General features: G+C 72.2%; 13 protein-coding genes and 2 pseudogenes. 3 read left to right on the top strand and 12 right to left on the bottom strand.

The genetic code is table 11. From position 1 onward, the window contains the following. Both AC07FT_RS34770 and AC07FT_RS34765 read left to right on the top strand, forming a co-directional pair. The coding region (locus AC07FT_RS34770) for an RHS repeat-associated core domain-containing protein (RefSeq protein WP_479180108.1) at nucleotides 1-2,053 on the top strand (2,053 nt) is incomplete at its 5' end. Further along, on the top strand, nucleotides 2,050-2,382 hold the full coding sequence (locus tag AC07FT_RS34765; RefSeq protein WP_479180107.1) for a hypothetical protein: 333 nt from the start codon (nucleotides 2,050-2,052) through the stop codon (nucleotides 2,380-2,382). The genes AC07FT_RS34770 and AC07FT_RS34765, both read left to right, overlap by 4 nt. An 83-nt stretch (nucleotides 2,383-2,465) precedes the next feature. On the opposite strand, the gene AC07FT_RS34760 is transcribed toward AC07FT_RS34765, so the two are convergent. The 10 genes and pseudogenes from AC07FT_RS34760 to AC07FT_RS34715 form a co-directional block, all read right to left on the bottom strand. Beyond that, a complete protein-coding gene (locus AC07FT_RS34760; protein WP_479180105.1) occupies nucleotides 2,466-4,292 on the bottom strand; it encodes an acyl-CoA dehydrogenase in 1,827 nt (608 codons plus the stop codon). 6 nt (nucleotides 4,293-4,298) lie between these two features. After that, nucleotides 4,299-5,306 (bottom strand): acyl-CoA desaturase, encoded by a 1,008-nt coding sequence (locus AC07FT_RS34755; RefSeq protein WP_471201290.1) that lies wholly within the window; start codon nucleotides 5,304-5,306, stop codon nucleotides 4,299-4,301. A gap of 7 nt (nucleotides 5,307-5,313) precedes the next feature. Continuing rightward, nucleotides 5,314-6,150, bottom strand: coding sequence for an SDR family NAD(P)-dependent oxidoreductase (locus AC07FT_RS34750; RefSeq protein ID WP_479180103.1), 837 nt, complete (start codon nucleotides 6,148-6,150; stop codon nucleotides 5,314-5,316). After that, entirely contained in the window at nucleotides 6,147-7,448 is a 1,302-nt protein-coding gene (locus tag AC07FT_RS34745) for a protoporphyrinogen/coproporphyrinogen oxidase (RefSeq protein ID WP_479180102.1), read from the bottom strand. Before AC07FT_RS34745 ends, AC07FT_RS34750 begins: the two co-directional genes overlap by 4 nt. 35 nt (nucleotides 7,449-7,483) lie before the next feature. Next, on the bottom strand, nucleotides 7,484-8,545 hold the full coding sequence (locus AC07FT_RS34740; RefSeq protein ID WP_479180101.1) for an AfsA-related hotdog domain-containing protein: 1,062 nt from the start codon (nucleotides 8,543-8,545) through the stop codon (nucleotides 7,484-7,486). Further along, nucleotides 8,542-9,975, bottom strand: coding sequence for an NAD(P)/FAD-dependent oxidoreductase (locus tag AC07FT_RS34735; RefSeq protein WP_479180099.1), 1,434 nt, complete (start codon nucleotides 9,973-9,975; stop codon nucleotides 8,542-8,544). The genes AC07FT_RS34740 and AC07FT_RS34735 overlap by 4 nt, the downstream gene beginning before the upstream one ends. Further along, a complete protein-coding gene (locus AC07FT_RS34730) occupies nucleotides 9,972-10,994 on the bottom strand; it encodes a 3-oxoacyl-ACP synthase III family protein (protein WP_479180097.1) in 1,023 nt (340 codons plus the stop codon). The genes AC07FT_RS34735 and AC07FT_RS34730 overlap by 4 nt, the downstream gene beginning before the upstream one ends. Nucleotides 10,995-11,005: 11 nt before the next feature. Further along, nucleotides 11,006-14,866: pseudogene (locus AC07FT_RS34725) on the bottom strand (type I polyketide synthase); the annotation flags it as partial. Nucleotides 14,867-15,001: 135 nt separating this feature from the next. Further along, nucleotides 15,002-20,785, bottom strand: a pseudogene (locus tag AC07FT_RS34720) (type I polyketide synthase); the annotation flags it as partial. A 175-nt stretch (nucleotides 20,786-20,960) separates the two neighbouring features. After that, nucleotides 20,961-21,827, bottom strand: coding sequence for an alpha/beta fold hydrolase (locus tag AC07FT_RS34715; protein WP_471201310.1), 867 nt, complete (start codon nucleotides 21,825-21,827; stop codon nucleotides 20,961-20,963). Nucleotides 21,828-22,293: 466 nt separating this feature from the next. On the opposite strand from AC07FT_RS34715, the gene AC07FT_RS34710 reads away from it, so the two are divergent. Next, the gene (locus tag AC07FT_RS34710) at nucleotides 22,294-22,470 is read left to right on the top strand and encodes a hypothetical protein (protein WP_479180095.1); all 177 of its coding nucleotides are present in this window, start codon (nucleotides 22,294-22,296) and stop codon (nucleotides 22,468-22,470) included. Nucleotides 22,471-22,491: 21 nt separating this feature from the next. Here the strand turns inward: AC07FT_RS34710 and AC07FT_RS34705 are convergent, their stop codons facing one another. After that, nucleotides 22,492-23,742, bottom strand: a complete 1,251-nt coding sequence (locus AC07FT_RS34705; protein WP_479180094.1) for an NAD(P)/FAD-dependent oxidoreductase — start codon at nucleotides 23,740-23,742, stop codon at nucleotides 22,492-22,494. A 290-nt stretch (nucleotides 23,743-24,032) separates the two neighbouring features. After that, nucleotides 24,033-25,931, bottom strand: coding sequence for a glycoside hydrolase family 9 protein (locus AC07FT_RS34700; RefSeq protein WP_479180113.1), 1,899 nt, complete (start codon nucleotides 25,929-25,931; stop codon nucleotides 24,033-24,035). Nucleotides 25,932-26,212: the final 281 nt, after the last annotated feature.

Here is a 26,212-nt window from a genome sequence, read left to right as displayed (position 1 = left end):
CCACGGCTGGACCATCGAAGGCAGACCCGCCTGGCGCGAAACCCCCGACGGCGCCCGGGAAACGTGGCAATGGGACACCGAAGGCAACCTCGCCCACCACACCGACCAGGCGGGGCACATCACCAGTTACGCCCACACCCACTTCGACCGGCCGATCGGTCGCACCGACCCGGACGGGGCGCACTACGCCTTCGCGTATGACACCGAACTGCGGCTGACCACCGTCACCAACCCCCAGGGGCGGGAGTGGCGTTATGCCTATGACCCGGCGGGTCGGCTGATATCCGAGACCGACTTCAACGGCGCCACCCACAGCTACACCCTCGACGCCGCGGGCCGGCTCACCGCCCGGACCAACGCCCTCGGCCACACCCTCCGCTACACCCTCGACCCCGCCGGACGAGTGGTCAGCCAGCTCGACGAGACCACCGGTGAAGAGACCACCTACCGCTACGCGGCGGACGGCTCACTGCTCGCCGCGGCCGGCCCGGAGGTGCATCTGGCGCTGGAGCGCGACCCGCTCGGCCGGGTCGTCGCCGAGACCGTCAACGGCCGCACCACCACCTACGGCTATGACGCGGCCGGGAATCGCACCCACCGCACCGCTCCTTCGGGGCTGAGCTCCACGTGGACCTACGGCCCGACGGGGCTGCCCGCGACACTGACCACCGCCGAGCAGACACTCACCTTCTCCCACGATGCCACCGGCCGGGAAACACGGCGCGCCGGCGGAGCGATCACCCTCGACCAGACCTGGGACACCTCCGGCCGCCTCACCACGCAGAGCGTCACCGCCTCACCCCAGGACGACCTGCTCCAGCACCGCACCTACGCCTACCGCCCCGACGGCCACGTCACCGAGATCCGCGAACTCACCACCGGCACACGGCATTTCACCCTGGACACCGTGGGACGGGTCACGGGCGTCCAGGCACACGGCTGGACCGAGAAGTACGCCTACGACCCGGCCGGCAACCAGACCCACGCCACCGCACCCGGCCACCCCACCACCGGCGACCGCGCCCACACCGGCACCCTCCTCCACCGTGCCGGCCGCACCACCTACGCATACGACGCCGCGGGCCGGCTGACCCGCCGCACCCGCAGACTCCTCAACGGCCAGACCCGCACCTGGACCTACACCTGGAACATCGAGGACCGCCTCACTCGAGCCACCACACCCGACGGTGACGAGTGGACCTACACCTACGACCCCCTCGGCCGCCGCATCACCAAAACCGGCCCCGACGGCAATCCGCTTCTCTTCACCTGGGACGGGACGCGCCTGGTCGAGCAGCTGAGCCCGGACGGCACGCTGATGACGTGGGACTACACTCCGGGAACCCACCGCCCCGTGTCCCAGTCGGTCCACCGGACACCCGCCGCCCGTCCCGAGAACGCCGACGCGATCATCGCTCTCGCCGACGTACCGCAGTCCGAGTACGACGTCCGGTTCCACGCCATCATCACCGACCTGATCGGCACCCCCACCGAACTGGTGGCACCCGACGGCACCCTCGCCTGGCAGGCCCGCACCACCCTCTGGGGTACCGCGCTCTCCGCCCCACCGGGCGGGACCGACTGTCCGCTGCGCTTCCCCGGCCAGTACGCCGATCCCGAAACCGGCCTCCACTACAACCACCACCGGTACTACGACCCGGAAACCGCCCGCTACACCACTCCCGACCCGCTCGGTCTCGCTCCGGCCCCCAACCCCCATGGCTATGTCTCCAACCCCCACACCTGGCAGGACCCGCTCGGTCTCCAGGGCTGTGGGGAGGATCAGCCGCTGAAGTCGCTGCACCCGGACAGCTCGCTCGACAAGAGCTCGCTGGACTTCTGGCACAAGATGGACACCGAAGACATCGTCTTCTCCCTGAGGCCGGGGGCGCATGAGCCACTGATCGTCAAGCCCGACGGCACTATCATGAATGGAAACACCAGGGTCGCCGTGCTGCGGTCACGTGGGTACGACGTGGACTCGCTGCCCCGCGAATCCTATGGTGGAGGCCGGCCGATGACGGACGAGGATTTCTGGGACATGGACCAATGAGCGCTCGAGACCGTGTGCTGGCGATACTGGCTTCGGAGTCGAGGGAGACGTTCCTGGTCGCCATGGGCCACCGGCTGGGGATCTCGGCCCGTGATGTCTTCACCGGTGAGGAGGGTCCGCATCAGCTCGCGCAGGCCCGGGCCTGCAACGAAATGATGATCTCCATTTGGTCGCAGCTGTGGGCCACGAGGGATTCGCCGGGCAGCGGCTATGCGGACCCGGATTTCCTCTCGGCGCTGCTGGCCAAGGCCGACGCCGGGGACGCACGGACACATCTGCGTCATGCGATGGAGAGCGCCCTGCGGGCGGTACGGGACACCGACGGCTAGACACGCCGTAGCCGCGGGCCGACGGCGGGGGTTCACACCCCGGCCGTGCTGCCCGCGGCACCGCCATCCGCGACGGGACGCGGTCACATGGCGTCCTCCGGCACCTCCATGAACTCCGCCCCCGCCGACGCGGCGATGGCCCGCTGCGCCGTCAGCAGCGGCAGCACCTCCTGGGCGAAGAAGGTCGCGCAGGCGACCTTGCCCCGGTAGAAGGCGGTGTCCTTGGCTGTCGCCGTGGGCTGCTTCTCCAGGGCAACCGCCGCCTGGCGCAGCAGCAGCCAGCCCAGCAGGAGGTCGCCGGTGGCGAACAGCAGCCGGGTGGTGTTGCGGCCCACCCGGTAGAGGGAGGCCGGGTCCTCCAGGGAGGCCATGAGCTGGTCGGTCATGGTGGCGACCATCGCTCGGACGTCGTCGAACGCGGTGGCCAGCAGGGCGCGTTCGGCCGCGAGGGAGTCGCCGCCGGTCGCGGTGTCGAGGAACTCCCGTATCCCGGCGAAGAGTGTGGTGAGCGCCTTGCCCTGGTCACGGGTGACCTTGCGGAAGAAGAAGTCCAGGCCCTGGATGGCGGTGGTGCCCTCGTACAGCGAGTCGATCTTCGCGTCGCGCAGATACTGCTCGACGGGGAAGTCCTGGATGTATCCGGAGCCGCCCAGGGTCTGGAGGGACTGGGTCAGCTGCTCGAAGGACTTCTCCGAGCCGTATCCCTTGACGATCGGCAGCAGCAGGTCATTGAGGGCCTTGGCCTCCTCGTCGGTGTTCCCCGCAGCCTCGGCCGCCACCATCCGGTCCTGCACGGTGGCGGTGAACAGCACCAGCGCGCGCATCCCCTCGGAATGGGCCTTCTGCAGCAGCAGGGAGCGCTTCACATCGGGGTGGTGGACGATGGTGACGCGCGGCGCGGTCTTCTCCGCCGACCTCGTGAGATCGGCACCCTGGACGCGCTGCCGCGCATAGGCCAGCGCGGTGAGATAGCCGCTGGAGAGGGTGGCGATGGACTTGGTGCCCACGGTCATCCGGGCGGCTTCGATGATGTGGAACATCTGCCGGATGCCGTCGTGCGCGTCCCCCAGCAGATGGCCGACCGCAGGGTGCTCCGCGCCGAAGGTCAGCTCACAGGTGGTGGACGCCTTGAGGCCCATCTTGTGTTCCAGGGCGGTGGCGTAGACGCCGTTGCGGGCGCCGAGCTCACCGGTGGTCCAGTCGGTCACCTGGTACTTGGGCACGATGAACAGCGACAGCCCCTTGGTGCCGGGACCCGCGCCCTCGGGGCGGGCCAGCACCAGGTGCACGATGTTCTCGGACAGGTCGTGTTCACCGGAGGTGATGAAGCGTTTGACGCCCTCGAGGTGCCAGGAGCCGTCCTCCTGACGGATGGCCCTGGTCCGGCCCGCGCCCACATCGCTGCCCGCCTCCGGCTCGGTGAGGACCATGGTGGAGCCCCACCCGCGGTCCGCCATGGCCTTGGCCAGCCGACGCTGATCGGGGGTGCCGAGCTGGTGCATGACCTTGATGCCGATGCCCAGCGAGTAGAGGTGGATGGCGGGGTTGGCGCCCAGGACGAGTTCGGAGACCGCCCAGTACAGGGACGGCGGCGCAGCGGCCCCGCCCAGTTCCGCCGGCAGGTCCAGCCGGTGGAAACCGGCGTCGGTCCAGGTGCGATACGCCTTCTTGAAGGTGTCCGGCAGGGTCACCGACCGGCTGCCCGGATCGTAGTGGGGCGGGTTGCGGTCGGAGTCCACGAGGCTGTCGGCCAGGTCGTCGGTGGCCATCCGGGCCACTTCGGCGAGCACGGTGCGCGCCGTGGAGGGGTCCAGTTCGGCGAACACGCCCCGTCCGTACGCCTCGCTCCGGCCGAACACCTCGAAGAGGTTGAACTCCAGGTCCCGTAGATGGGGTTGGTAGTGGCTCATCTTCACCTATTCGACGTCGACCAGGGATTCCTGGCTGTCCCGGTTGCGCTCGGCCATCGGCGCGATCTTCTGCTGGCTCTCCAGCAGTTCCTTCTTGTCGGACGAGCCACTGGAGACCCGGCTGACGCCGGCCTCACGCATCTCCATCCGCTCGGCGTCGATCCGGATGACCTTCCAGGCCAGACGGGTCTTCTCCAGGCTCCAGATGAGGATGGCGCTGGGGTCGACCTCGTACCACTTCATCCCGTGGCGGGCCGAGCGCGGGAAGGCGTGGTGGTTGTTGTGCCACGCCTCGCCGAAGGAGGGGATGGCCAGCCAGGCCACGTTGCGCGAGTGGTCGGTGGTCTCGAAGCGGCGGCGGCCGAAGTAGTGGCCGATGGAGTTCACCGCGTAGGTCACGTGGTTGATGAGGAAGATACGGACCAGCCCGCCCCACAGCATGCCGGTGAACAGCGCCTTGACGTCGCCGCCGGTGATGGCGAACGCCAGCAGACCGGGTGCCACCACTCCGGCGGCGGTGACCAGCAGCAGATTCTCGCTCAGCCAGCGCAGCTGCTTCTCACGGACCAGATCGGGGCAGTAGCGCATCGGGTCGGAGGTGAGCCCGGTGTCGAAGAGCCAGCCCAGGTGGGAGTGCCACAGACCCTTCACCATGCCCTTGAACCCGGGTTCGAAGTCCAGGTGCGGGCTGTGCGGGTCACCCGGCTTGTCGGCCACCCGGTGGTGCTTGCGGTGGTGCGCCGCCCAGATGATCGGCGGGCCCTGACCGGCCAGGACTCCGGCCGTGGCAAGGCTGTACCGGATGGGCTTGTAGGTCTCGAACGAGCGGTGGGTCAGCATCCGGTGGTAACCGGCGGAGATACCGAAGCCGGAGATCACGTACATCACCAGCGTGACCACGAGATCGGACCAGGAGAAGATCCGGTTCCACAGCAGTACCATCGCGCCCAGAACGGCCACGAGCGGTACGACCGACGCGATGAGCATGAACCAGCGGTGTTCCCTACCGTCCATGGTGTCCTCACTTCCGGGAGAGCTGGGGTGACAGAGTGCCCGCCGTCCCGCCCCGCGCCTTGCGCAGACGGGGCAGGATCGCGGTGCGCAGTAAGGGGAAGAGCAGCGCGCGGGGGGTGTGGCGGCCCGCGATGTTCTGGGCCTTGGCGACCGGGCCGGGTACGACGACGCGGCGCCCGCGGGCCAGGCCGTCCAGCCCGGCGTCGGCGACCCGGCGCGGGGAGAGCCAGGCCAGGATCTTCTGGTCGGTCAGCCGCGGGATACCGCCGACGTCGTAGAAGCCGGTGCGTACCGGGCCGGGGGCGAGCAGGGTGCAGCTGACCCCGGTGCCGCGGAGTTCGGCGTGCAGCGATTCGGCGAAGGTGTTGGCGAACGCCTTGGTGGCGGAGTAGGTGGCGGCCGTCGGCACGGGCTGGCGGCCCGCCGTGGAACCGGTGACCAGGACGCGTCCACGGCGGCGGGCCAGCATGCCGGGCAGGACCGCCAGTGTCAGCTGGTGCAGTGCCACCACATTGACCTGGACCTCGGCGGCTTCCTGGGCCGGGTCGTTGTCCGCGAGCGCACCGCAGGTGGGAAAGCCCGCGTTGGCGCAGAACACCGCCACCTCGGTGGCCGCCAGTTCCCCGGCCAGCTCCCCCCGCTGGACGGGGTCGGCGAGGTCACAGGGACGTACCCGCACCTCCGTCTTGTGGGCGTCGCGCAGTTCGGCGGCGAGGGTTTCCATGGCGTCGGCGCCCCGGGCGACCAGCCACAGGTCGTGGCCGCGGGCTGCGAGTCCCCGGGCGAGGTCGGCGCCGATCCCGGAGGAGGCGCCGGTGACCACCGCCAGCCCGGCACGGCTCATCGGGCGCCCGCCCCGCCGAGGTGGGCGGCCAGCCGGGAGCCCGCGGCGTTGCCCGAGCGGCAGCACGCCTCGATGCACACGCCCTGGATGTAGTCGCCGGCCAGTTCCAGGCCGGGCAGCGTGGCCACGGACTCGCGGACCTCGCGGAGGAAGTCGGCGTGGAAGGGGAGGTAGCCGGTATAGGCCGCGTTCCAGTGCTTGACCGTGGTGTTCACCCGCCGGGCGCGCGGAGCGCCCAGATAGGTGCGCAGCTTCTCCTCGGTCTGACCGGTCAGCTCGTCGATGCGCTCAGGGCTGGGGTCGATCAGCCGTCCCTGTCGTCCGCTGTAGGTGTAGCGGACGATGTGGCGTTCCTCCATGCCGTACGAACCGGCGTTGCTGCACGGCCCGTCGTCCATGGCCAGCGCCCGTACCTCACGGGTGAACATGGGCTGGTCGTACTCGACGATCACCACCGTGGACGGGAAGTAGCGCACGTCCTTCAGCCGGCGGCTGAGGGAGGGCCGTTCGGAGCGGACGATGTCGGCCGTGGCGTAGGCCGGGGTGGCGAGGACCACTCCGTCGTAGGAGCGCTCCTCGACGGGCGCGCCGTGGTCGGACACCCGCAGTCCGGTCACCCGTCCGGCGCGCACCACCAGTCCCTCCACCCGGGCGCCGAGCCGCACCGAGACCCGCTTGGAGATGGCGTCCAGGGCGGGCTGGATACCGCCCCCGAGCTGGTCGTAGTGGTCCATCAGCATGGCCAGGTTGGTGCCGAAGGTGCCCGGGTAGACCTCGTCGGGTTCGGCGCCGTTGTTCCGGATCACCATCGGGCGCACCAGCATGTCGGTCATCTGGGGGCCGAAGTAGGCGCTGAGCGGTGCGTGGTCATGGGCGCGCGAGAGCCGGGTGAAGTAGTGGGAGCCCAGGAAGCGGTTGGTGTCGTCCATGCGGATCCGGGCCGCCATCGCCGCCATCCGGGCGAAGTCGCGGTGGGAACCCATCTTGCGGATGTTCTTCAGCGTCTGGCTGCGGCGCTCGCTGTCGAGGGTGAGCACCTCGCCGTCCTTGATGCGGGAGGCGTTGTAGCCGAAGGACTCGTAGGAGTCGGCGCCGAGTTCGGCCGTGAAGGCGCGGAAGGCGGTGTAGCGGCGGCCGATGTTCTTGCCGCCCGCCATGATCTGGCGGTCGCCGAGACGGCCCACGCCGAACCGTCCGCCCAGGGTGTCGTCGGCCTCGAGGAGGTCGACGTCGTACCCGTTCCGTTCCAGGCGGAGGGCCGCGGCCAGGCCGGATATGCCCGACCCGACGACCGCCACGCGGCCGCGGTTTCCTGCTCGCTCATTCACCATGTTCAGACTCCGTGTGCGTGAGGGTGTGCGTGTGCGGTGGTGCGGGTGTCGGGCAGCAGCTCGATACGGCCGGTGACGATGGCCTTGCCGAACTGGTGCAGACCGACCTCGACCGGCACCCGGCCGTCGGCGGCGGGGTCGCCGACGGTGGCGGTGTACGTGAGGTCGGCCTCGAACTCGCCGAAGTCGAGGAACGCGGCCTCGCAGCCGACGGCGACGGCGTGCGGGGAGGGCACCGCCCCGGCGCGGCAGGCGGCCACCAGCGCCGCCTGGCGCAGGCCCTCGGCGATCAGCGGGCCGGGGACGTGGTCGTATTCGTGGTCGAAGAAGGCGGGGTGGCGGCGGTCGGCGGCGAGCAGCGGGCCCTCCGGTCCGGTGGTGTGCTCGCCGGGGGCGCCGATGACCACGTTCCGCTGGTTGCTCCGGCCCACGAGGGCCGGGTCGAGCGGGCGGCGCGGCGAAGTGGTGGCGGTGGCCACCGGCTTCTGTGCCCGCTGGAAGGCCCGGAAGACGTCGTAGTCCTGCTGTGACATGAAGGCGAGTTCGGCGCTGAGGGTCATCGCCGGGCGCCCGCCGATCTCCATCGCGCCCTCGAGGGTCATACCGACCACGTCCGAGCCGCGGTTGCGGCGCCCGGCCACGCGGTAGCGCAGATATCCCTGGAGCGGCCAGGCGTGGTCGTTGCGGTACGCCTCCACGTCCTCGATCCGGAAGCTGATCCGCTGGAGGCTGAAGGGCAGTCCGACCGCCACACCGACGTGGCGGTGCAGCAGGACGAAGATGGCCTGCCGCGCGGCCTCGGCGGAGGCGAACGGGTCGTGGTAGGCGTCCCACTGGTCGGACCACAGGCTGTGCGCCCTCGGCACCTGGAAGGACAGGCAGAAGTCGTCCTCGCCGACCTGTGCGGAGTCGGCGACGAACACCTCGCCGATCTGGCGGCGGTGTGCGATGTCCCGGGGCACGGTCCGGTCGAAGGTCAGCTCCACGCCCGGCGGCAGCAGCGGGCTCGGGAAGTCCGGTCGCGGTGGCGCGGCCGCGGCGCCGGTGTCGGTGGACGTGGTCATCGGTTCAGCTCCTGTTCGGTACGGCCCGTGGGGTGCTGCGTGGTGCGGTGGTCTCGGCGCGGGGCGGGTGCCGGGCCGTAGACCGGGCGCCACATGGCCTTGCGGCGGCGCACTTCACCGGCGGCTAGCGCTCCGGCCTGGCGGAGCAGCGCACCGCGTCCGACGCCCGGCGCCGATCCGCTTCCCGCGCCCCGGGCACCGCGCACCAGCAGTCGGCCGGTGGCGCCCAGGACCCGGGCGGGGGTGAGGACGTCGAGCAGCGAGGCCCGGTGGCTCAGCAGGTCCAGGACGTCGCCGGTCCGGCCGCGTGCGTGCAGTCGGCGGACGACCTCGGGCACCGCGGCCGCGATGGGTCCGGCCACGCCCAGGTCGGCGGCGAGGCCGTAGTACTCGGCGTAGGTGCGGTCGCGCCAGCGGCCGAACTCCGCGGTGGCCCGGTCCAGGGCGCCCGCCGGTCCGGTCAGCGTGGCCTCGACGGCGGGCGCGAGCCGTTCGGCCTGGTGGAAGGCGTCGCCGATACCGCGGCCACCGGCCGGGTCCTTGAAGTGTCCGGCGTCGCCGATGAGCACCCAGCCGGGCCCGGACGCCTCCCGGAAGTATCCCTGGAAGCGCTGGATGCCGTAGATCCTGGTGGCGCGTCTGGCGCCGGCGAGGGCGGTGGCGATCGGTTCGCAGGCGGCGATGTGGGCGTCGACGGACCCTTCGAGGTCGGTGCGGAATCGCTCCGTCTCGTGGGCCTGCGGGGACACACCGACGATGTACAGCCCGCCGTCGGCCGGGCCGCCGAGCATATGGCGGTCGCCCCAGCGGTGGAAGACGAAGGTGGGCGTCTCGCCGAGGTCGGCGCCCTCGAAGTAGGTCCAGTGGTAGCGGCGTTCATTGGTGGTGAGGTGGTACGGGCGGGCCCCGACGAGGGCGGCGACGGTGGAGTTGCGGCCGTCGGCGCCGACGACGAGCCGGGCGCGCAGCACGGTTTCGGTGCCGTCGCACACCACCCGGACACCGGCCACCCGGCCGTGTTCGCGGACCAGTTCCGTCACCTTGGTGTCGAGGCGTACGGTCGCCCCGGCCTCGGCGGCCGCGTCCCGCACCAGGGGGTCCAGGACCTGACGCCGGATGCAGGCCGCGCCGCCCACGTCGCCGGGGCGCTGGGGGAAGCGGGCGTGTACCCGGAAGTCCTCCAGCCTCATGTCGACACGTGCCATGGGGGTGACGCCCGCCGCGCGCAGCCGGCCGGTCAGCCCCAGCCGGTCGAGGAAGGCCAGTGAATCGGCCTGGAGGATGTTGGAGGAGAGGGTGAAGCCCAGCGATGCGGCCTGGTCGAGTACGGCCACCCGCAGTCCCCGGCGGGCCAGCAGCGCGCCGAGCGAGGAGCCGGCGACCCGCGCTCCGACGATGACGACGTCGAAGTGTTCGGTCGGCAGGGTCACAGGGCACCTCCGTTCCAGCGGATCGCCGCCGCGGAGGCGAAGTCACCGGCGTGGGCGAACCCCGACATCACCACGAGATCGCCGTCCTTCAACTGCCCGTCCCGGGCGGCCTGTTCGAGAGTCACGGGCACGGCGGCGCCGTAGAGGTTGCCACAGCGGTCGAAGGTGTCGAAGTGGCGCTCGGCGTCGATGTCCAGCGCCTCGCGCCAGTTCTTCAGGAAGATGCGGTTGGGCTGGTTGGTGACGAGCACATCGATCTCCGAGGTGGGCACACCGAGGTCCGTGCACAACTCCTTGACCAGCTCGGGCACCAGGGTGTTGCCACGCTCCAGGATCTCGGTGGTCTTGGTCTCGTCGAAGTGGATGTCCATCTGGCCGGTGCCCGGCTCCCAGTACTTCCGCTTGTCCGGGGTGACCATCCCCAGGTCATGGGCGTAGCCGGGGGTGCTGCGGGTGCGCACACCGAGCAGCGGGGACCCCGCACCGGCCTCCAGGTAGGCCACTCCGCAGCCGTCGCCCGGCATGGGGGCGTGGGAGAGGGGGCGGACGTCGGACTGGGCGAATACCTGGCCCGCCGCGTTCTGCACATTGGCGATGAGCGCGGTGCGCGCCGAACCGTCGGCCATGATCTTCTCGGCCAGGCGCAGCATGTACATGAACGAGGCACAGCCGCCGTTGTGCAGGTCGACGATCCACTCGGGGTCGCAGCCCATGCGGTGCGCGGCCTCCGCCCCGATGCCCATGAACGGCTCGTCGGGCAGCAGCACATTGGTGATCAGCACGTCGACCTGGTCCGCGGGGTCCCGGCCCAGCCGTTCGAAGACGGGCCGGGCCGCCTTCGCGATCATCTCGGCGGCGCGGTCCTCGCGTTCGACGTGGTGGCGGGTGGCCGGGACACGGAAGAGCGGCAGGTCGGCGAGGGGATCCGCGGCGGCGTCCGGGTCCACGAAGAACTCGGGCCCCACGATGTTCCCGGGCAGATGGCTCCCGAAGTCGACGATGCCCAAGGGAGGGTGCATGGAGTGTCCTTTCACAGCCATTCCTCGACGGTCCGCGCGGTGTGTCCGGCGTGTTCCTCGAGTACCGAGAAGTGGTCACCGGGGAGCGGGGTGACCGTGTCCGCCGCGCGCCACAGGGTCCACGTACCGGCTTCCGGAACGGGCGGGGGCACCTTGGCGGTCAGCAGCAGGGCGGGCGCGGTGAGCGGGTCCACCGCCCACTCCTCCAGCAGCCGCAGATAGCCGCCCATCGCCAGCACGCCCGCCTCGCTGACGTCGACGTAGGCGTGGCCTCGGTCCAGGACGCTGCCCATCGCCCACGCGAACACCTGGGCCCGCTCGGTGGGTTCCGGCTCATAGGTGTCGATCAGCACGACACCCCGCACCGGATGGCCGTCGCGTTCCAGCCGGGCCGCCACGGCGTGGGCGATGACACCGCCGATGGAGTGGCCGACGAACAGCGCCGGAGCGCCCGCGGCGGTCCGTACCGCGCTGTCGGCCAGCGCCTCGACCGCCGCCTCCCAGGTGGCGGGCAGCAGGGGCGAGTCACCGAAGCCGGGCAGGGTGAGGGCCGAGACATGGCGACGGTGCTCGAACCCGGCCGCGAAGCGGGCGAACTGGTGGGGACCGGACCCGGCGAGGAAGGACGGCACGCAGATCACCGCGGGTTCGGCGGGTCCGTCGGAGATCAGCACTGCCCGCGGTGGGGCGTCCAGCTCGGCGGCGGTGGTGAAGCCGGGGCGGGGGCCGGCGGCGGACGCCAGCATCGGGATGGAGGTCTCCAGTTCGCCCCGGGCGTGAGCGACACGCAGCAGTGCGCTGAACGCGCCGTCGCCCGGGGAGGCGGAGTCGGTGGAGGCGGAATCGGTCGCCGCCGGTCCCCCGGCCGCGGGGTGACCGGCCTCGTCGATACCGAGCAGGGTGCGCAGATGTCCGGCGATGGCCGCCGGGGTCGGATGGTCGATCAGGAGTGTCGGCGGCAGGTCGAGACCGGTGGCGGCGGTCAGCCGCTGCTGCAGCCGGACCGCGCCCATGGAGTCGATACCCAGCTCCAGCAGGGTGCGGTGCTCGTCCACCGTGGTGCCGTCGTCGTAGCCGAGGACCAGGGCCGCCTGGGTGCGGACCATGGCGAGCACATCCTGCGGCCCCCCGGACGGCGGGTCGGGGACGGCCGACGGTTCGGCCGTCACGGGTACGGGCCCGGTCCCCGCCATCGCCTGTGCCGGGGCGTCGATCCAGTGGCGGTTGCGCCGGAACGGATAGCTGGGCAATGCCAGGGCGCCCGCGGCCCGGCGGACGGCCACCGCCTCGAATCGCGGCGCCGGGTCCGCGCCGTCCACGCCGTGGACGTGCAGTTCGCCGACCGCGCTGACCAGGGCCCGGGCCTCGGGCTTACCGGCGTACAGGGCGGGCACCAGGGTCGCGGTCCCGCCGCCGGTCAGACAGCCCCGCGCCATGGAGGTGAGCACGGCGTCCGGGCCCACCTCGAGATACGCGGTCACTCCCGCGCTCTCCAGGTGGCGGATGCCGTCCTGGAAGCGCACCGGCGCCTCGGCATGGCGCGCCCAGTACGCCGGTGCGGCCATCTCCGCGAGGGACAGCATCGCACCGGTGACGTTGGAGATCACCGGGATCCGCGGCGCGGAGAACGTCAACCCCGCCGCAAGGGACTCGAGTTCGGACAGCATGGGACGCATCAGGGGTGAGTGGAAGGCATGGCTCACCCGCAGCCGGCGAGTGCGGCGCCCGCGTTCCTTCCACCGTGCGGCCCACTCCAGCACCGCGTCCTCGGCTCCGGACACCACCACCGCGCGCGGCCCGTTGACCGCGGCGAGCGCGAGGAGCCCCTCGTAACCCTCGAGGGCGGCACCGGCCTCGTCCTCGGTGGCCTCCACGGCCACCATGGCACCACCGGAGGGGAGCCGTTCCATCAACCGGCCCCGGGCGGCCACCAGCGTGGCGGCGTCGGCCAGGGAGAGGGCACCCGCGGCGTGCACCGCGGCCAGCTCGCCGATGGAGTGGCCCATCAGGAAGTCCGGTCGCGGCCCCCATGATTCGAGGAGCCGGAACAGCGCCGTCTCCAGGGCGAACAGGGCGGGCTGGGTGTACCGCGTCCGGTGCAGCAGTCCGGCGTCCGGGCTGCCGTCGGGTGCGGCCATCACGGCGCGCAGCGGCCGTGGCAGATGACGGTCCAGTTCGGCGACGGCCGCGTCGAGCGCGTCGGCGAACACCGGGTAGGTGGTGTACAGCTCCTGGCCCATGCCCGGCCACTGGGAACCCTGGCCGGAGAAGAGGAAGGCGGTCCTGGGCTTGCGGGCGGCGGTGCCGTGCACCGTGTTGGCGGCGAGCTCCCCCCGGGCGTAGGCGTCCAGCCCGGCGAGCAGTTCGGTCCGACCGGTGCCGACCACCACGGCGCGGTGGTCGAAACGGGCCCGGGTCACCGCGAGCGCGGCGGCCACCTCGGCGGGTGGTGTGCCGGTGTGCCCGGGGTCCGAGAGGTGGGTGTGCAGCCGCCGGGCCTGGTCGCGCAGTGCGGCGCCGGAGGTCGCGGAGAGCACCCAGGGCACCGGTCCGGTGAACTCGGCTGCGGGGCGGGCGGGTTCCTCGGCGGGGGCCTCCTCCACGATCACATGGGCATTGCTGCCGCTGATACCGAAGGCGGAGACACCCGCCCGGCGCACGCGTTCGCCCCGTGGCCAGTCCACCGGTTCGGTCAGCAGGGACACCGAGTGCCAGTCGGCCTTGTCGGTGGGCCGGTCGATGTGCAGGGTGCGCGGCAGCACACCGTGGCGCAGCGCCTGCACCATCTTGATCAGCCCACCCACTCCGGCGGCGGCCTGGGTGTGGCCGAGGTTGGACTTCAGCGCGCCCAGCCGCAGCGGGCGGCCGGCCGCGCGGTCCCGGCCGTAGACGGCCGTCAGGGCGTCGATCTCGATGGGGTCGCCGAGCGTGGTGCCGGTGCCGTGTCCCTCGACCGCGTCGACGTCGTCGGGGGTGAGACCGGCGTCCTTGAGGGCGGCGGCGATGACGCGCTCCTGCGACGTGCCGTTGGGGGCGGTGAGGCCATTGCTGGCACCGTCCTGGTTGACGGCCGTGCCCCGGACGAGCCCCAGCACCCGGTGGCCGAGGCGGCGCGCGTCGGAGAGCCGCTCCAGCAGGACCAGACCGGACCCTTCGGACCAGCCCGTGCCGTCCGCGGCCTGGGCGAAGGACTTGCAGCGGCCGTCGGGCGACAATCCGCGCTGACGGCTGAACTCGGTGAAGGTGGCGGGGGTGGACATCACCGTGACCCCGCCCGCCAGCGCGAGGCTGCATTCGTCGCGGCGCAGCGCCTGTACGGCGAGGTGCACTCCGACCAGAGAGGACGAGCAGGCGGTGTCCACGGTCATCGCGGGGCCCTCGAAACCGTAGACATAGCTGACCCGGCCGGACAGCACACTGCCCGCCGAACCGATGCCCCAGTACCCCTCGAGTTCGGGAGAGCCCGCGCGGGCGAGCCACGCGTAGTCCTGACCGGTCGTCCCGACGAACACCCCGGTGGCGGAGTTGCGCAGGGTGCCGGGGTCGATCCCGCCGTCCTCCAGCGCCTCCCACACCGTCTGCAGCAGCAGCCGCTGCTGCGGGTCCATCGCCAGCGCCTCACGGCGGCCGATGCCGAAGAACTCCTCGTCGAAGTCGGCGGCCCCGTCGAGGAACCCGCCCGCACGGGTGTAACAGGTGCCCGGCCGATCGGGATCCGGATCGTAAAGACCCTCCAGGTCCCAGCCACGGTCCCGGGGGAAGTCCGTGATGACGTCCCGGCCTTCCGCCACCGTTTCCCACAGCTGTGCGGCGGACCCGATGCCGCCGGGATAGCGGCAGGCCGCCCCGACGATGGCGATCGGCTCCTGGAGCCGCTTCAACCGGGCTTGTGTCTCCGCCAGTTGGGCGGTGACGCGGCGGAGGTAGCGGAGGGACTTGTCCGCGTCGGACGGTGATCCGGACGTGGTGTCGGCGGTGGTGGCGCCGGACAGGGTGTCGGACATGGCTCAGCCCACCTCCAGGTCGTTGTCGATGAAGGCGAAGAGCTCCTCCGCGCTGGCCGTCTCCACGTGTTCCCGGGCGCCGGTCACCACGCTCCGACCGGCCGTGCCCGGTCCCTCTCCGGACCCGTCCGCAGGGGCGGGGGGCGGTGCCTCGCCGCCGGGGAGCCGCTTCTCGAGGAGGGTCCGCAGATGGGCGGCGAGCGCGGCGGGCGACGGATGGCCGAAGACGAGCGTGGAGGGCAGGGTGAGCCCGGTGGCCTGTTGCAGCCGGTTGCGCAGCCGGACCGCGCCGAGCGAGTCCAGTCCCAGTTCCTTGAAGGCGCGCTCGGGCTCCACCGTGTCGGGACCGTCCTGTCCGAGCACCGCGGCCACGTGTACGGCGACCACGTCCAGGACGAGTTCGCCCCGGGTCTCCGCGGACGCGGCGGCCAGCCGCGCGAGCAGATCACCGTCCGCGGTGGTGGACCGCCGCCGCGCCGGAGCGGGTACCAGGGAGCGCAGTACGGCGGGCAGGCCGTCCTCCCGTGCCTGCGCGCGCAGGGCGGCGGTGTCCAGCCGGGCGGGGACGAGAGTCGCGTCGGACGTGCCGTGCACGGTGTCGAACAGCCGGAGCCCTTCCTCGGTGGACAGCGGTGCGAGTCCGGAGCGGCCGAGCGCGGCGACACCGGATCCGCCGAGGTGGCGGGTCATCCCGCTCTCCTCCTCCCACAGCCCCCAGGCCAGGGAGAGTGCGGGGAGCCCCTGGGCACGGCGCCACTGGGCGAGGGTGTCCAGGAACATGTTCCCGGCGGCGTAGTTGCCCTGGCCCGGTCCCCCGACGGTGCCGGCCACGGAGGAGAACAGCACGAAGGAGGCCAGGCCGAGCCCGGCGGTCAGCTCGTGCAGATGGAGCGCGGCGTCCACCTTGGGCCGCAGCACCCGGTCCAGTCCCCCGGACGTCAGCGATTCCAGCAGTCCGTCCTCGAGGGCTCCCGCGGAGTGGACCACGGCGGTGAGCGGCCGGTCGGCAGGGATCGTGTCCAGGAGTGCCGCGAGCGCGTCCCGGTCGGCGACGTCGCACGCGGCCACCGTCACCTCCGCGCCCGCCCGCTCGAGTTCACGCTCCAGTTCCGCCACGCCCCCGGCGTCGCGGCCACGTCGGCTGACCAGCAGCAGATGGCGCGCGCCGTGCGAGATGGCCAGACGCCGGGCCACATGCGAACCGAGTCCACCGGTCCCGCCGGTGATGAGGACCGTGCCGTCCCGGTCGAACGCCATCGGTCCGCCGGTGGCGCCGCCCGGGGCGGTGGCCCGTACCAGCCGGGGCGCCAGGACGGCGGCTCCGGACCGGACGGCCAGCTGTGGTTCACCGGTGGCGAGGGCGGTGGGCAGGGCACGGGCGGACGCGGGGTCGGCGTCGAGGTCCACGAGCCGGAAGCGGCCGGGGTGTTCGGACTGCGCGGTGCGCACCAGCCCCCACAGGGGCGCGAGGCCGGGGTCGGGGCCGTCCGGTGCCGTGGCGTCGGCATCCGCCGGCGTGCGTATCGCCGCCCGGGTGAGGAACACCAGTTCCGTAGCGCTGAACCGCTCGTCGCCCAGCCATTCCTGGAGGAGTCGCCGGGTGGTCTGGGCGACCGCGCGGACACCGGCGGCGGTGAGGGCGCCGGGGGCCTCGGTGGGCACGACCACGACATCGGGAACGTCCGCCCCCGCCGCCACCGAGGCGGCGAGCGCGCCCAGGTCCGCGTGGTGCGCCGGGTCCGTCCCGGGGAGCGCGAACGGGACGGGGCCGAGGGACGCCCAGCGACGTGGCGCGACGGGCTCGTCCGGCGTGTCCACCGCCGCCCAGTCGAGGCGGAACAGCGCCTCGTCCGCGGTGGCCGCGCGGACCGCCGCCAACTGCCCGGTGGAGACCGGCCGGGCCAGCACGGACGCGACGGACACCACCGGTGCTCCGGCGCCGTCCACCGCCGTCATCCCGACCGTGCCCTCGCCCAGCGGGGTGAGGGTGACGCGCAGCGGGCCGGTGGCGCCGGGAGCGCTGATCCGTACCCCGGACCAGGCGAAGGGCAGCCAGGCGCCGTCCCGCTCCCCGTCCGGCCCGCCCGCCCGGCCCAGGCCGGTGAGCCGGGCGTGGAAGGAGGCATCCAGCAACGCCGGATGGAGACCGTGGCGTTCGCCGTCGGCCCGCTCCTCCTCGGCCAGGGCGGCCACCTCCGCGTACACCGTGTCGCCGAGCCGCCAGGCCGCGGACAGGCCCTGGAAGGCCGGGCCGTAGCCGAAGCCACGGTCCGCGAGCCGGTCGTAGAGGTCGTCGGTGTCCAGGCGCTCCGCCCCGGCGGGCGGCCACACCTCGGGAGCCGTCCCGGTGGCCGCGCCCTCCTCGTCCGCCGCCAGTGTGCCGGTGGCGTGCCGGGTCCAGCCGTGTTCGCCCTCGGTGCCGGCGGTCCGCGAGTACAGCGTGAGCGGCCGCCTGCCCTCGTCGTCGGGTGCGCCCACCACGGCCTGGAGGTCCACCGCGGTGTCGCCGGGGACCGCGAGCGGTGCCTCGATGGCCAGGTCCTCCACCACCGGAGCGCCGGTCAGCTCACCGGCCCGCAGGGCGATGTCCACGAACGCGGTGCCGGGCAGCAGGACGACGTCGTAGACCGTGTGGTCGGTCAGCCACGGGTGCGTACGGCGGGACACCCGCCCCGTACAGAGCCATCCCGTCCCCGCGGCCATGGGCACGGCCGCGGCGAGCAGCGGGTGGCCGACGGCGCGCTGGCCGGCGCCGGACACATCGCCGCCCCCGGTCTGCCGGGGTTCCGCCCAGAACCGCTCCGCCCGGAACGGGTAGCCGGGCAGCTCCACCGGGCCGCCGGTCTCGCCGAACACCGTTTCCCACGACACCGGCACACCATGGGCGTGTGCTTCGCCGAGCGAGGCCAGGAAGCGGCGCGGACCCCCGTCGTCGCGCCGCAGCGAGCCGACGACCGCCGCGCGGCCCGCCGGGGACGCCTCGGTGGTCTGCTCGACGGCGACGGTGAGCACCGGGTGCGGGCTCATCTCGACGAACGTGGTGAAGCCGCCCGCCACCAGATCCGTCACCGCCTCCTCGAAGCGCACGGTCTGCCGCAGATTGCGGAACCAGTAGTCCGCGGTGAGCTGGGAGGTGGCGAGCGCCCCGCCCCGCACGGTGGACTGGAAGCGCACCTGGCCGTCGTGCGGCCGGACCGGGGCCAGCGCGTCGGCCAGTTCCTCCCGCAGGGCGTCGACCCCGGCGGAGTGCGAGGCATAGTCGACGTTGACCCGGCGGGCCCAGATGTCCTCGGCCGCGCAGACCTCGAGGAGTTCGGTGAGGTCGTCGGCGGGGCCGGAGACCAGCAGGGACGCGGGTCCGTTCACGGCGGCCACCGAGATCCGGCCCGCCCACCGCTCCAGCAGGGGGGTGAGCCGGGCGGGGGCGGCGGTCACCGACGCCATCCCCCCGCCGCCCGCGATGGCGGCGATGGCCTTGCTGCGCAGCGCCACCACCCGGGCGGCGTCCGCGAGGGTCAGCCCGCCCGCCACGTACGCGGCGGCGATCTCGCCCTGGGAGTGGCCGACCACCGCGTCGGGCCGGACCCCGTGGTGGCGCCAGAGCGCTGCCAGGGACACCATCACGGCGAACAGGGCGGGTTGCACCACATCGACCCGGTCCAGCGGCGGGGCGTCCGGCGCGCCATCGAGCACATCGTCCAGGGACCAGTCCAGGTGCGGGGCGAGGGCGTCGGCGCAGGCGCGCAGCTCATCGGCGAACACCGGGTAGGCGGCGGCCAGTTCACGCCCCATGCCGATCCACTGGGAGCCCTGTCCGGGGAAGACGAACGCGGTCCGGCCGGTGCGCGCGGTGGCCCGGGCGGAGTACGCGGTGGCGGTGGCGGTGTCGTCGTCGAGCGCGTCGCGGGCGAGTGCGTCCAGCGCGGTGAGCAGGTCCTCGCGCCGCTCGCCGACGATCACCGCACGGTGGTCGAACCGCGCACGGCGGAGGGCGAGGGTGTGTCCGACCCGGCCGGGGGGCGTGGCGGAGTGCTCCGGGTCCGCGAGACGGGTGTGCAGTCGCCGGGCCTGCTCGCGCAGTGCCTCGGGGGACGTGGCCGACAGCACCCAGGGCACGGGACCCGTCGGCCCGACCGGCCGGTCGCCGCGTTCCTCGGCGGGCGCCTCCTCGACGATCACATGGGCGTTGGTGCCGCCCACGCCGAAGGCGGAGATGCCCGCCCTGCGTATGTGCTCGGCGCGCGGCCACGGGGCCGGTTCGGTCAGCAGCGACACCGGACCGGCGGCCCAGTCGGCCTTGTCGGTGGGCCGGTCGATGTGCAGGGTGCGCGGCAGGACACCGTGACGCAGCGCCTGCACCATCTTGATCAGCCCGCCCACTCCGGCGGCGGCCTGGGCATGACCCATATTGGACTTCAGCGAACCGAGCCTGAGCGGCCGGTCCGCCGCCCGGTCCCGGCCGTACGCCGAGGCCAGGGCGGTGATCTCGATGGGGTCGCCGAGCGTGGTGCCGGTGCCGTGTCCCTCGACCGCGTCGACGTCCGCCGGGACGAGGCCCGCGTCCGCGAGGGCGGCGGCAATGACCCGTTCCTGCGCGGGCCCGTTGGGGGCGGTGAGGCCGTTGCTGGCACCGTCCTGGTTGACGGCCGTGCCCCGGACGAGCCCCAGCACCCGGTGGCCGAGGCGGCGCGCGTCGGAGAGCCGCTCCAGCAGGAGCACCCCGATCCCCTCGGACCAGCCCGTGCCGTCCGCGGCCTGGGCGAAGGACTTGCAGCGGCCGTCGGAGGACAGCGCCCGCTGACGGCTGAACTCCGTGAACACCTTCGGGGTGGACATCACCGTGACACCGCCCGCGACGGCGAGCGCGCACTCTCCCCGGCGCAGCCCCTGGGCGGCAAGGTGGACCGCCACCAGCGACGAGGAGCAGGCGGTGTCCACGGACAGCGCGGGGCCCTCGAAGCCGTAGACGTAACTCACCCGGCCCGACAGCACGCTCGCGGCGGAGCCGATGCCCCAGTACCCCTCGAGTCCGGGCGAGCCCGCGCGGGCGATCTGGTCGTAGTCCTGTCCGCTGGTGCCCATGAACACACCGGTGGCGGAGCCGCGCAGGGTGCCGGGGTCGATCCCGCCGTCCTCCAGCGCCTCCCACACCGTCTGCAGCAGTAACCGCTGCTGCGGGTCCATCGCCAGCGCCTCACGGCGGGCGATCCCGAAGAAGTCGGCGTCGAAGTCGGCGGCCCCGTCGAGGAACCCGCCCGCACGGGTGTAACAGGTGCCCGGCCGGTCGGGATCCGGATCGTAAAGACCCTCCAGGTCCCAGCCACGGTCCCGGGGGAAGTCCGCGACCACGTCGCGGCCCTCGGCCACCATGTCCCACAGCTGCGCGGGCGAGGCCACACCGCCCGGATAGCGGCAGGCCATTCCCACGATGGCGATCGGGTCGTCATGGCCGTCGGCCTGGGATCCGGCGGGCTCCGCCTCGGGCGCCGTCGCGGGCGCGGGCATCTCGAACCCGGCCCGCTCCAGCAGGTTCTGTGCCACCGCGGAGGGATTGGGGTGGTCGAACAGGAGGGTGAGCGGCAGCTCCATACCGGTGGCCTTGCGGAGCTGGTTGGTCAGCTCCACTGCCGCCAGGGAGTTGTAGCCGTAGTCGCGGTAGGCGCGCTCCGGGTCGATGGTGGCGGGGTCGGTGCCGAGCAGCGCGGCGGTCTGTTCGCGTACGAGCTCCACCACGGCCGGGTAGCGGTCGTCGGCGGCCAGTCCGGCCAGCCGCCCGGCCCAGGACCCGGGGGCCGGTCCGGCCCCGGGTCCCGGCGCTCCGGCTCCGGTCCGTGCGCCCGGGCGGGTGTCCCCCGTGGATCTCGTCTGCGCGTCCGCGCCCTCAGCCATGTGCTCCTCCTACACGTTCCACTCGCCACCCGGGCCGGAGCACGCCTGCCGCGACACCCCCGTCCGGCCTGTGCTACTCCGCCGCCGCGGAGCCCTCCGTCGCGGATCCCTCCAGCAGGAACGCCCGCACGGCGGCGGCCAGTTGTCCCGGCTGGTCCTCGGGGATGAGGGTGTAGCTGTCGGTGATCTCCACGTGCTGCCCCTTGGGCAGCAGCTCGGCCAGTCTGCGGCCGTGCTCGGGCGGCATGACCTTGTCCTCCGCGGCCCAGGCGACGAGTGCGGGACGGTCGAAGTCCCGCAGCTTCTCGGCCCAGTTGTTCAGCTCGCTCTTCGCGGGGACACCGAGGACGTACTTCCGCAGATCCCGGCGGATCTCCTTGGAGGTCCACAGTGGCTCGAACCACTGGTTCATGACCTCGTGCGGCACCGGCCGCTTGCTCATCCTCCCCCAGGTCATCGGCATCCGACGCATCGGTGTGAGCTTCAGCAGCCGGAACGCGAGGTTGATACCGCCGGGCATCTTGGCCGACATGTACAGATTGCTGCCGGGCAGGCCCGGCGGGAAGTTCTCGAACGCCTCACAGGAGGTGATGACGAGCCGTCCGATCCGCTGGTCACGGCCGTCGGCGACGAGGGCCTGCGCCCCGCCCCAGTCGTTCATCACCAGGGTGACATCACGCAGGTCGGTCTTCTCCAGGAACTCGGCGACCAGTCGCGCCACTCCCAGGATGGACAGATCCGCGTCGGCGCGCATCGGACGCCGGTGCCCGCCCAGCGGCAGCGTGGGCACCACACACCGGAAGTCGGCGCGCAGGTCCGCGACCACGTTCCGCCACAGCGAACCGTCCATGGCCACGCCGTGCAGGAGGACGACCACCGGCCCGTCGCCACCGGTGTCTTCGTACTCGATGGTTCCTGCCGAGAGTTCCACCTCAGCCATATACGAAATCTCCCAACGGTCAGCGAACGAAGGCGGGGTGCCGTCTCACGGTGGGGTGGATCTGAACTGGCGCTCGGATGTCGCTCTGTCGACAACCACGCTAGCGGCCGTAAGACAGAATCCAGGAAAGCATCCGTGTCCTCTTACTGCCAGCTATCCGCAGGGCTTTGGCAGGAAGTTGCCGATCTCTGACTATTTCCTGGTCCGCTGACCTCGGGGCGCCACTCACGAAAACTTCAGAATGACATAATGACGCACCGGCGTCAGGTATTCAACGTTGAATTCATCCAACCGGGAACGGGCGCCGATTCTCCTCCGCTCCCGGCCAGCCACACCCTCCAGGACCGACCCGGCAACGCGGTTGACCTGGCGTTACCCCGTGAGCGGCACCAACGCCCCCTGAATCCAATATTCCGCTTTCCCGGCCCCGCTTGGTGTGTCGGTGGCGCATGCTATCAAGGTCCGCATGCCGACCGCGCCCTACGGGGAATTGCTGGCCACTATGCAGGAGTTCACCCTGCATAGTGGCCAGCAAGGGCGCGCCGCACGCCTTTACCAGCCGCTCTCCTCCGCCCGTGTACGCATTGGGGAACCGGCCTTTCCCGAGGACCGGATGTACACCTTCTGGGAGTTCACCAGTTGAAGGCTCACCACTCCAGGAAGCTCACCGCCCGGCGGAATCGGCCAGCACTTCCCGCGCCGCGCGGCCACCGGAGGCGAGGGCGCCCTGCACGGAGCCGGTGGCGCGGTGGTCGCCGCAGACGTAGCGGCCCTCGGCGAAGCGGGTCGTACGGCTCAGGGGCCATGGCGCGCGCATGGCGGGGAGGGCCGCTTCGACGGTATGGGTGGCGATCAGGTCCCAGTCGGCGGTGTCGACGCCGTAGAGCGCTCCGAGCCGCTCACGTACGGCCGCCTCGCCATCCGGCCGGTCCGAGGGCAGCACGGAGGTCTGGACGAGGGAGGTGCCGCGCGGTGCACAGGTGGGGATGACCTCGGAGAGCACACAGGTGTTGAGGATGGCGGAGTCGCTGTCGGTGACCAGGGTCGGTTCGGGCAGCGGAGGTGTGCCGGTGGCGTGGTAGTACGTGGTGACGGCCCGGTGGCCGGGGAGCGGGAGGCCGGGGAGCAGACGGACGGCGGTGGCGGCGTCGGTGGCCACGACGACCGTGACTGCCGGGCGTTCGCCCCCGTCCTCCAGGAGCACACCGGTGTCGGTGAGCGCCGCCACCGGGGTGTCGAGCCGGAGCGTGCCCTCGGGCAGGCCGTCGGCGAGCTGCCGCGGCACCGCCCCGATGCCCTCCGCGGGGAGGCAGAGGGTACCGCGCGCCATACTGCGCCAGACGAGGTGGAAGAAGCGGGCGGAGGTCTCGAGTTCGTCCTCCAGGAACACCCCGGACAGGAAGGGCCGCAGCACCTCCTCCACGGCGCGGGACGACAGCCCGGCCCGGGTCAGGGCCTCGGCGGTGGACCGGTCCGGACGCCGTTTGAGCAACGCGGCCGGTGCCAGCAGATCGCGCGTGGTCAGGGCGGCCAGCGCGGTGAGGTCACGCGCCGACAGGGCGCGCCCGGGCAGCAGACCGCTCACCGCCCGCGGACACCGCGTCGGATCGGCGAGCCGGACCACACCACGGGGGGTGTGGGCGACGACGCCCGGGGTGAACGGCCGCAGCCGCAGGGCCCGTAGCTCCACACGCTGTTTGACCTGGGGGTAGGCGGTGTTGAAGACCTGGAAGCCACGGTCCAGGAGGAATCCGTCACGGCGGTCCGTACGCATCCGGCCGCCCACGCCGTCGGACGCCTCCAGGAGTTCGACCCGCCTGCCCGCGCGGCTGAGGTCGAGCGCGCAGGCGAGGCCCGCGAGCCCGGCGCCGACGACGATGGTGTCGGCGGCCGGAAGGTGCTGACCGGTCATCATCCGCCTCCCTGAGCGGTCCCTGGCAGGGGCTGGGTGCGACGCGCCACCAACCCGCCGGGCCGTGGGGGCGGGGCAGCGGCCACGTGGTCAAGCCGACCACGAAGCGGCCCCTGACACCAGGCGCCTCCACGGCCGTAGCCCCATCGGGTGACAGGCCCGCTCGGCCACCCGCCCCGCCGAGGCCGGGGAAGCACAGGAGGTACGGGAGGCGCGAGAGGCGCGGGACACGACGATGCGGCCGGGGTTTCCCGCCGGCCGCATCGCGTACCCCTGGAGACGTGGTGCCTCCGTCACCGCTCCTGGTCGTCGACGTATGCCGAGATCCAGGCCAGCGGTGCGTTCCAGTTGATGGTGATCTCGTTGGTGGAGAACGCCATGATGTCGTCCGTGTAGCACATCGCCGGGGCGCAGCCCTTCAGCTTCTTCTTGGAAACGGGGTCCTCCAGACCGGAGTTGGGGCCTCCGGCCAGCGAACCACGGGCCGGGCGAGGCAGCTTGCGGTCGAGCTGGTGTGCCCAGAAGCGGTGGTGCTGGTTGCGCGAGTCCCGTTCGCCGTAGCCGGTGACGTAGGACTGGTTGAGCGGGTTGCCGCCCAGCAGGTAGTCCATGCCGCGCAGCACCGCGTCCCGGTAGCGGTCCTTGCCGGTCAGGTCGTGTGCGGTGGCGAGGACGACCATGTTGTTGAGCACCTGGCTGTTGGAGCCCCATTCGTACCGGTTGCCCTTGGGCGCGTAGGGCACACCGTAGGCCGACTTCTCGGAGAACGAGGCGTAGCGGTCGGCGGCCTCGGTGACCGTCGAGCGGACCGCCGCGCGCTGCTCACCGGTGAGGTTGCCGGGCACGGTGGCCAGGTCCAGCGCGCCGAGTCCGGCCACCGCCGCCCAGGACACACCGCTGACGCGCGGGAAGAGCGCGTCGGCGTCGCCGTGCAGCGGGGAGTCGAGGAACGCCTTGCGGTAGGTGTTCTCGCCGGTGGTGAGGAACAGCTCGGACGCCGCCCAGTAGAACTCGTCCCGGACGTCGCGGTCGCCGTACGCGCCGCCGCCGACGGAGTCCCCGTCGCCGGCGAACTTGTTCGGGTGGGCCTTGGCCGCGGCCCACGCGCTCCGCGCCACTTCCAGGCACCGCTTCGCGTACTCGGCGTCGTAGGGCTGGAAGAGTCGGGCGGCCTGCGCGGCGGTGGCCGCGAGGTTGAGCGTGGCGGCGGTGGACGGCGGGCGCAGCACCCGCGGCTGCCCGTCCCGGTCCGGCCGGGTGGGTATTCCGGTCCACTGCTTGTCGTGCATCTTGTGGAACGCCATCCCGGCGAACGGCCGGCCCTTGGGCACCTGCATCCGCATCAGGAAGTCCATCTCCCAGCGGGCCTCGTCGAGGACGTCGGGGGTGCCGTTGCCACGCTCGGGCACCCTGAGCCGTCCGTCGCCCAGCGGCGCGGCGTCGGCGCCCGGAGCGGTGAGGGTGCGCTCGTAGGAGGACATCAGCTGGGCCACCGAGATACCGCCGTTGACGACGTACTTGCCGTGGTCACCGGCGTCGTACCAGCCACCGGTGACATCGCGCCGGTAGTCGCACACGCCCTTCAGCGAACAGCGCGCCCGGGTGTCGCCGCCGCGCGCGGCCTTCTTGTCGTGGCCCGCGGGACGGGCGTACGCGTCGCCGACGAACTTCTTGTCGATCTTGATGCCGCTGCGGTTGTGGTAGAAGTACGCCAGCGCGTCGGAGCGCAGCGAGCCGTAGAGGTTGTCGCCGATGGCGAACGGCTCGCTCCTCTTGCCGCCGATGGTGACGGTGTACTCCTTGCCCGGGGTGGTGACCTCGCTGAAGTCGAAGGTGTGCACGTTCTGACCGGAGCTGCGGTCGGTCCCGGCCGGGGTGGTGCGGCCACTGGCCCGCTTCACCCCGTCGGCGTCGCGGAGGGTCCAGGTCAGGGGCTTGGTGGCGGGCGTGACGACGGTGCCCTTCTTGGCGCCGTGCGTCGGGTAGCCGACCTGGTTCACGCGGACCGGGGAGCCGGTGTCGATCGTGGGGCGGTCCGCCCCGGCACCCCGCGGACCGGTGTGGTCCGCGGCCACGGCCGCGGGTGCGGCCAGTGCGCCCAGGGCCAGCCCCGCGGCGACCGCCGCGCCCAGCGTGCGCCGGCGGCGGCCGGTCCGGTCGAGGGCAGGACGTGTCCGGGGAGCAGAGTGAATCAAGGCGTCAGCACTTCCGAAGCGGGGACGGGGGCAGCGCAGCGGCACGGCGGCGGCCGATCCGCCGCTGCTCGCCGACGGGGTCCGTGGGAGCCGCGGGCGTCCGGAGGCGATGTCACCGTGAGTGACACCGTGGACGCGTCGCGCGGTCTCAGGAATGGGCGCGCGGTGTGCGCGGCCAGGACCCTTCGACGGCTCTTTCCATACGTCTGACCCTAGGGAACCGGCCTGGTCTGCGGCTTCGTACGGCTAGCCGACATTTGGCTGCCTCAAGTGAATGA

It is taken from the genome of Streptomyces sp. NPDC045899 (genome assembly GCF_056431485.1).
Note: the sequence above shows the minus strand (reverse complement) of the source record. Positions and strands in the feature narration are given on the sequence as shown.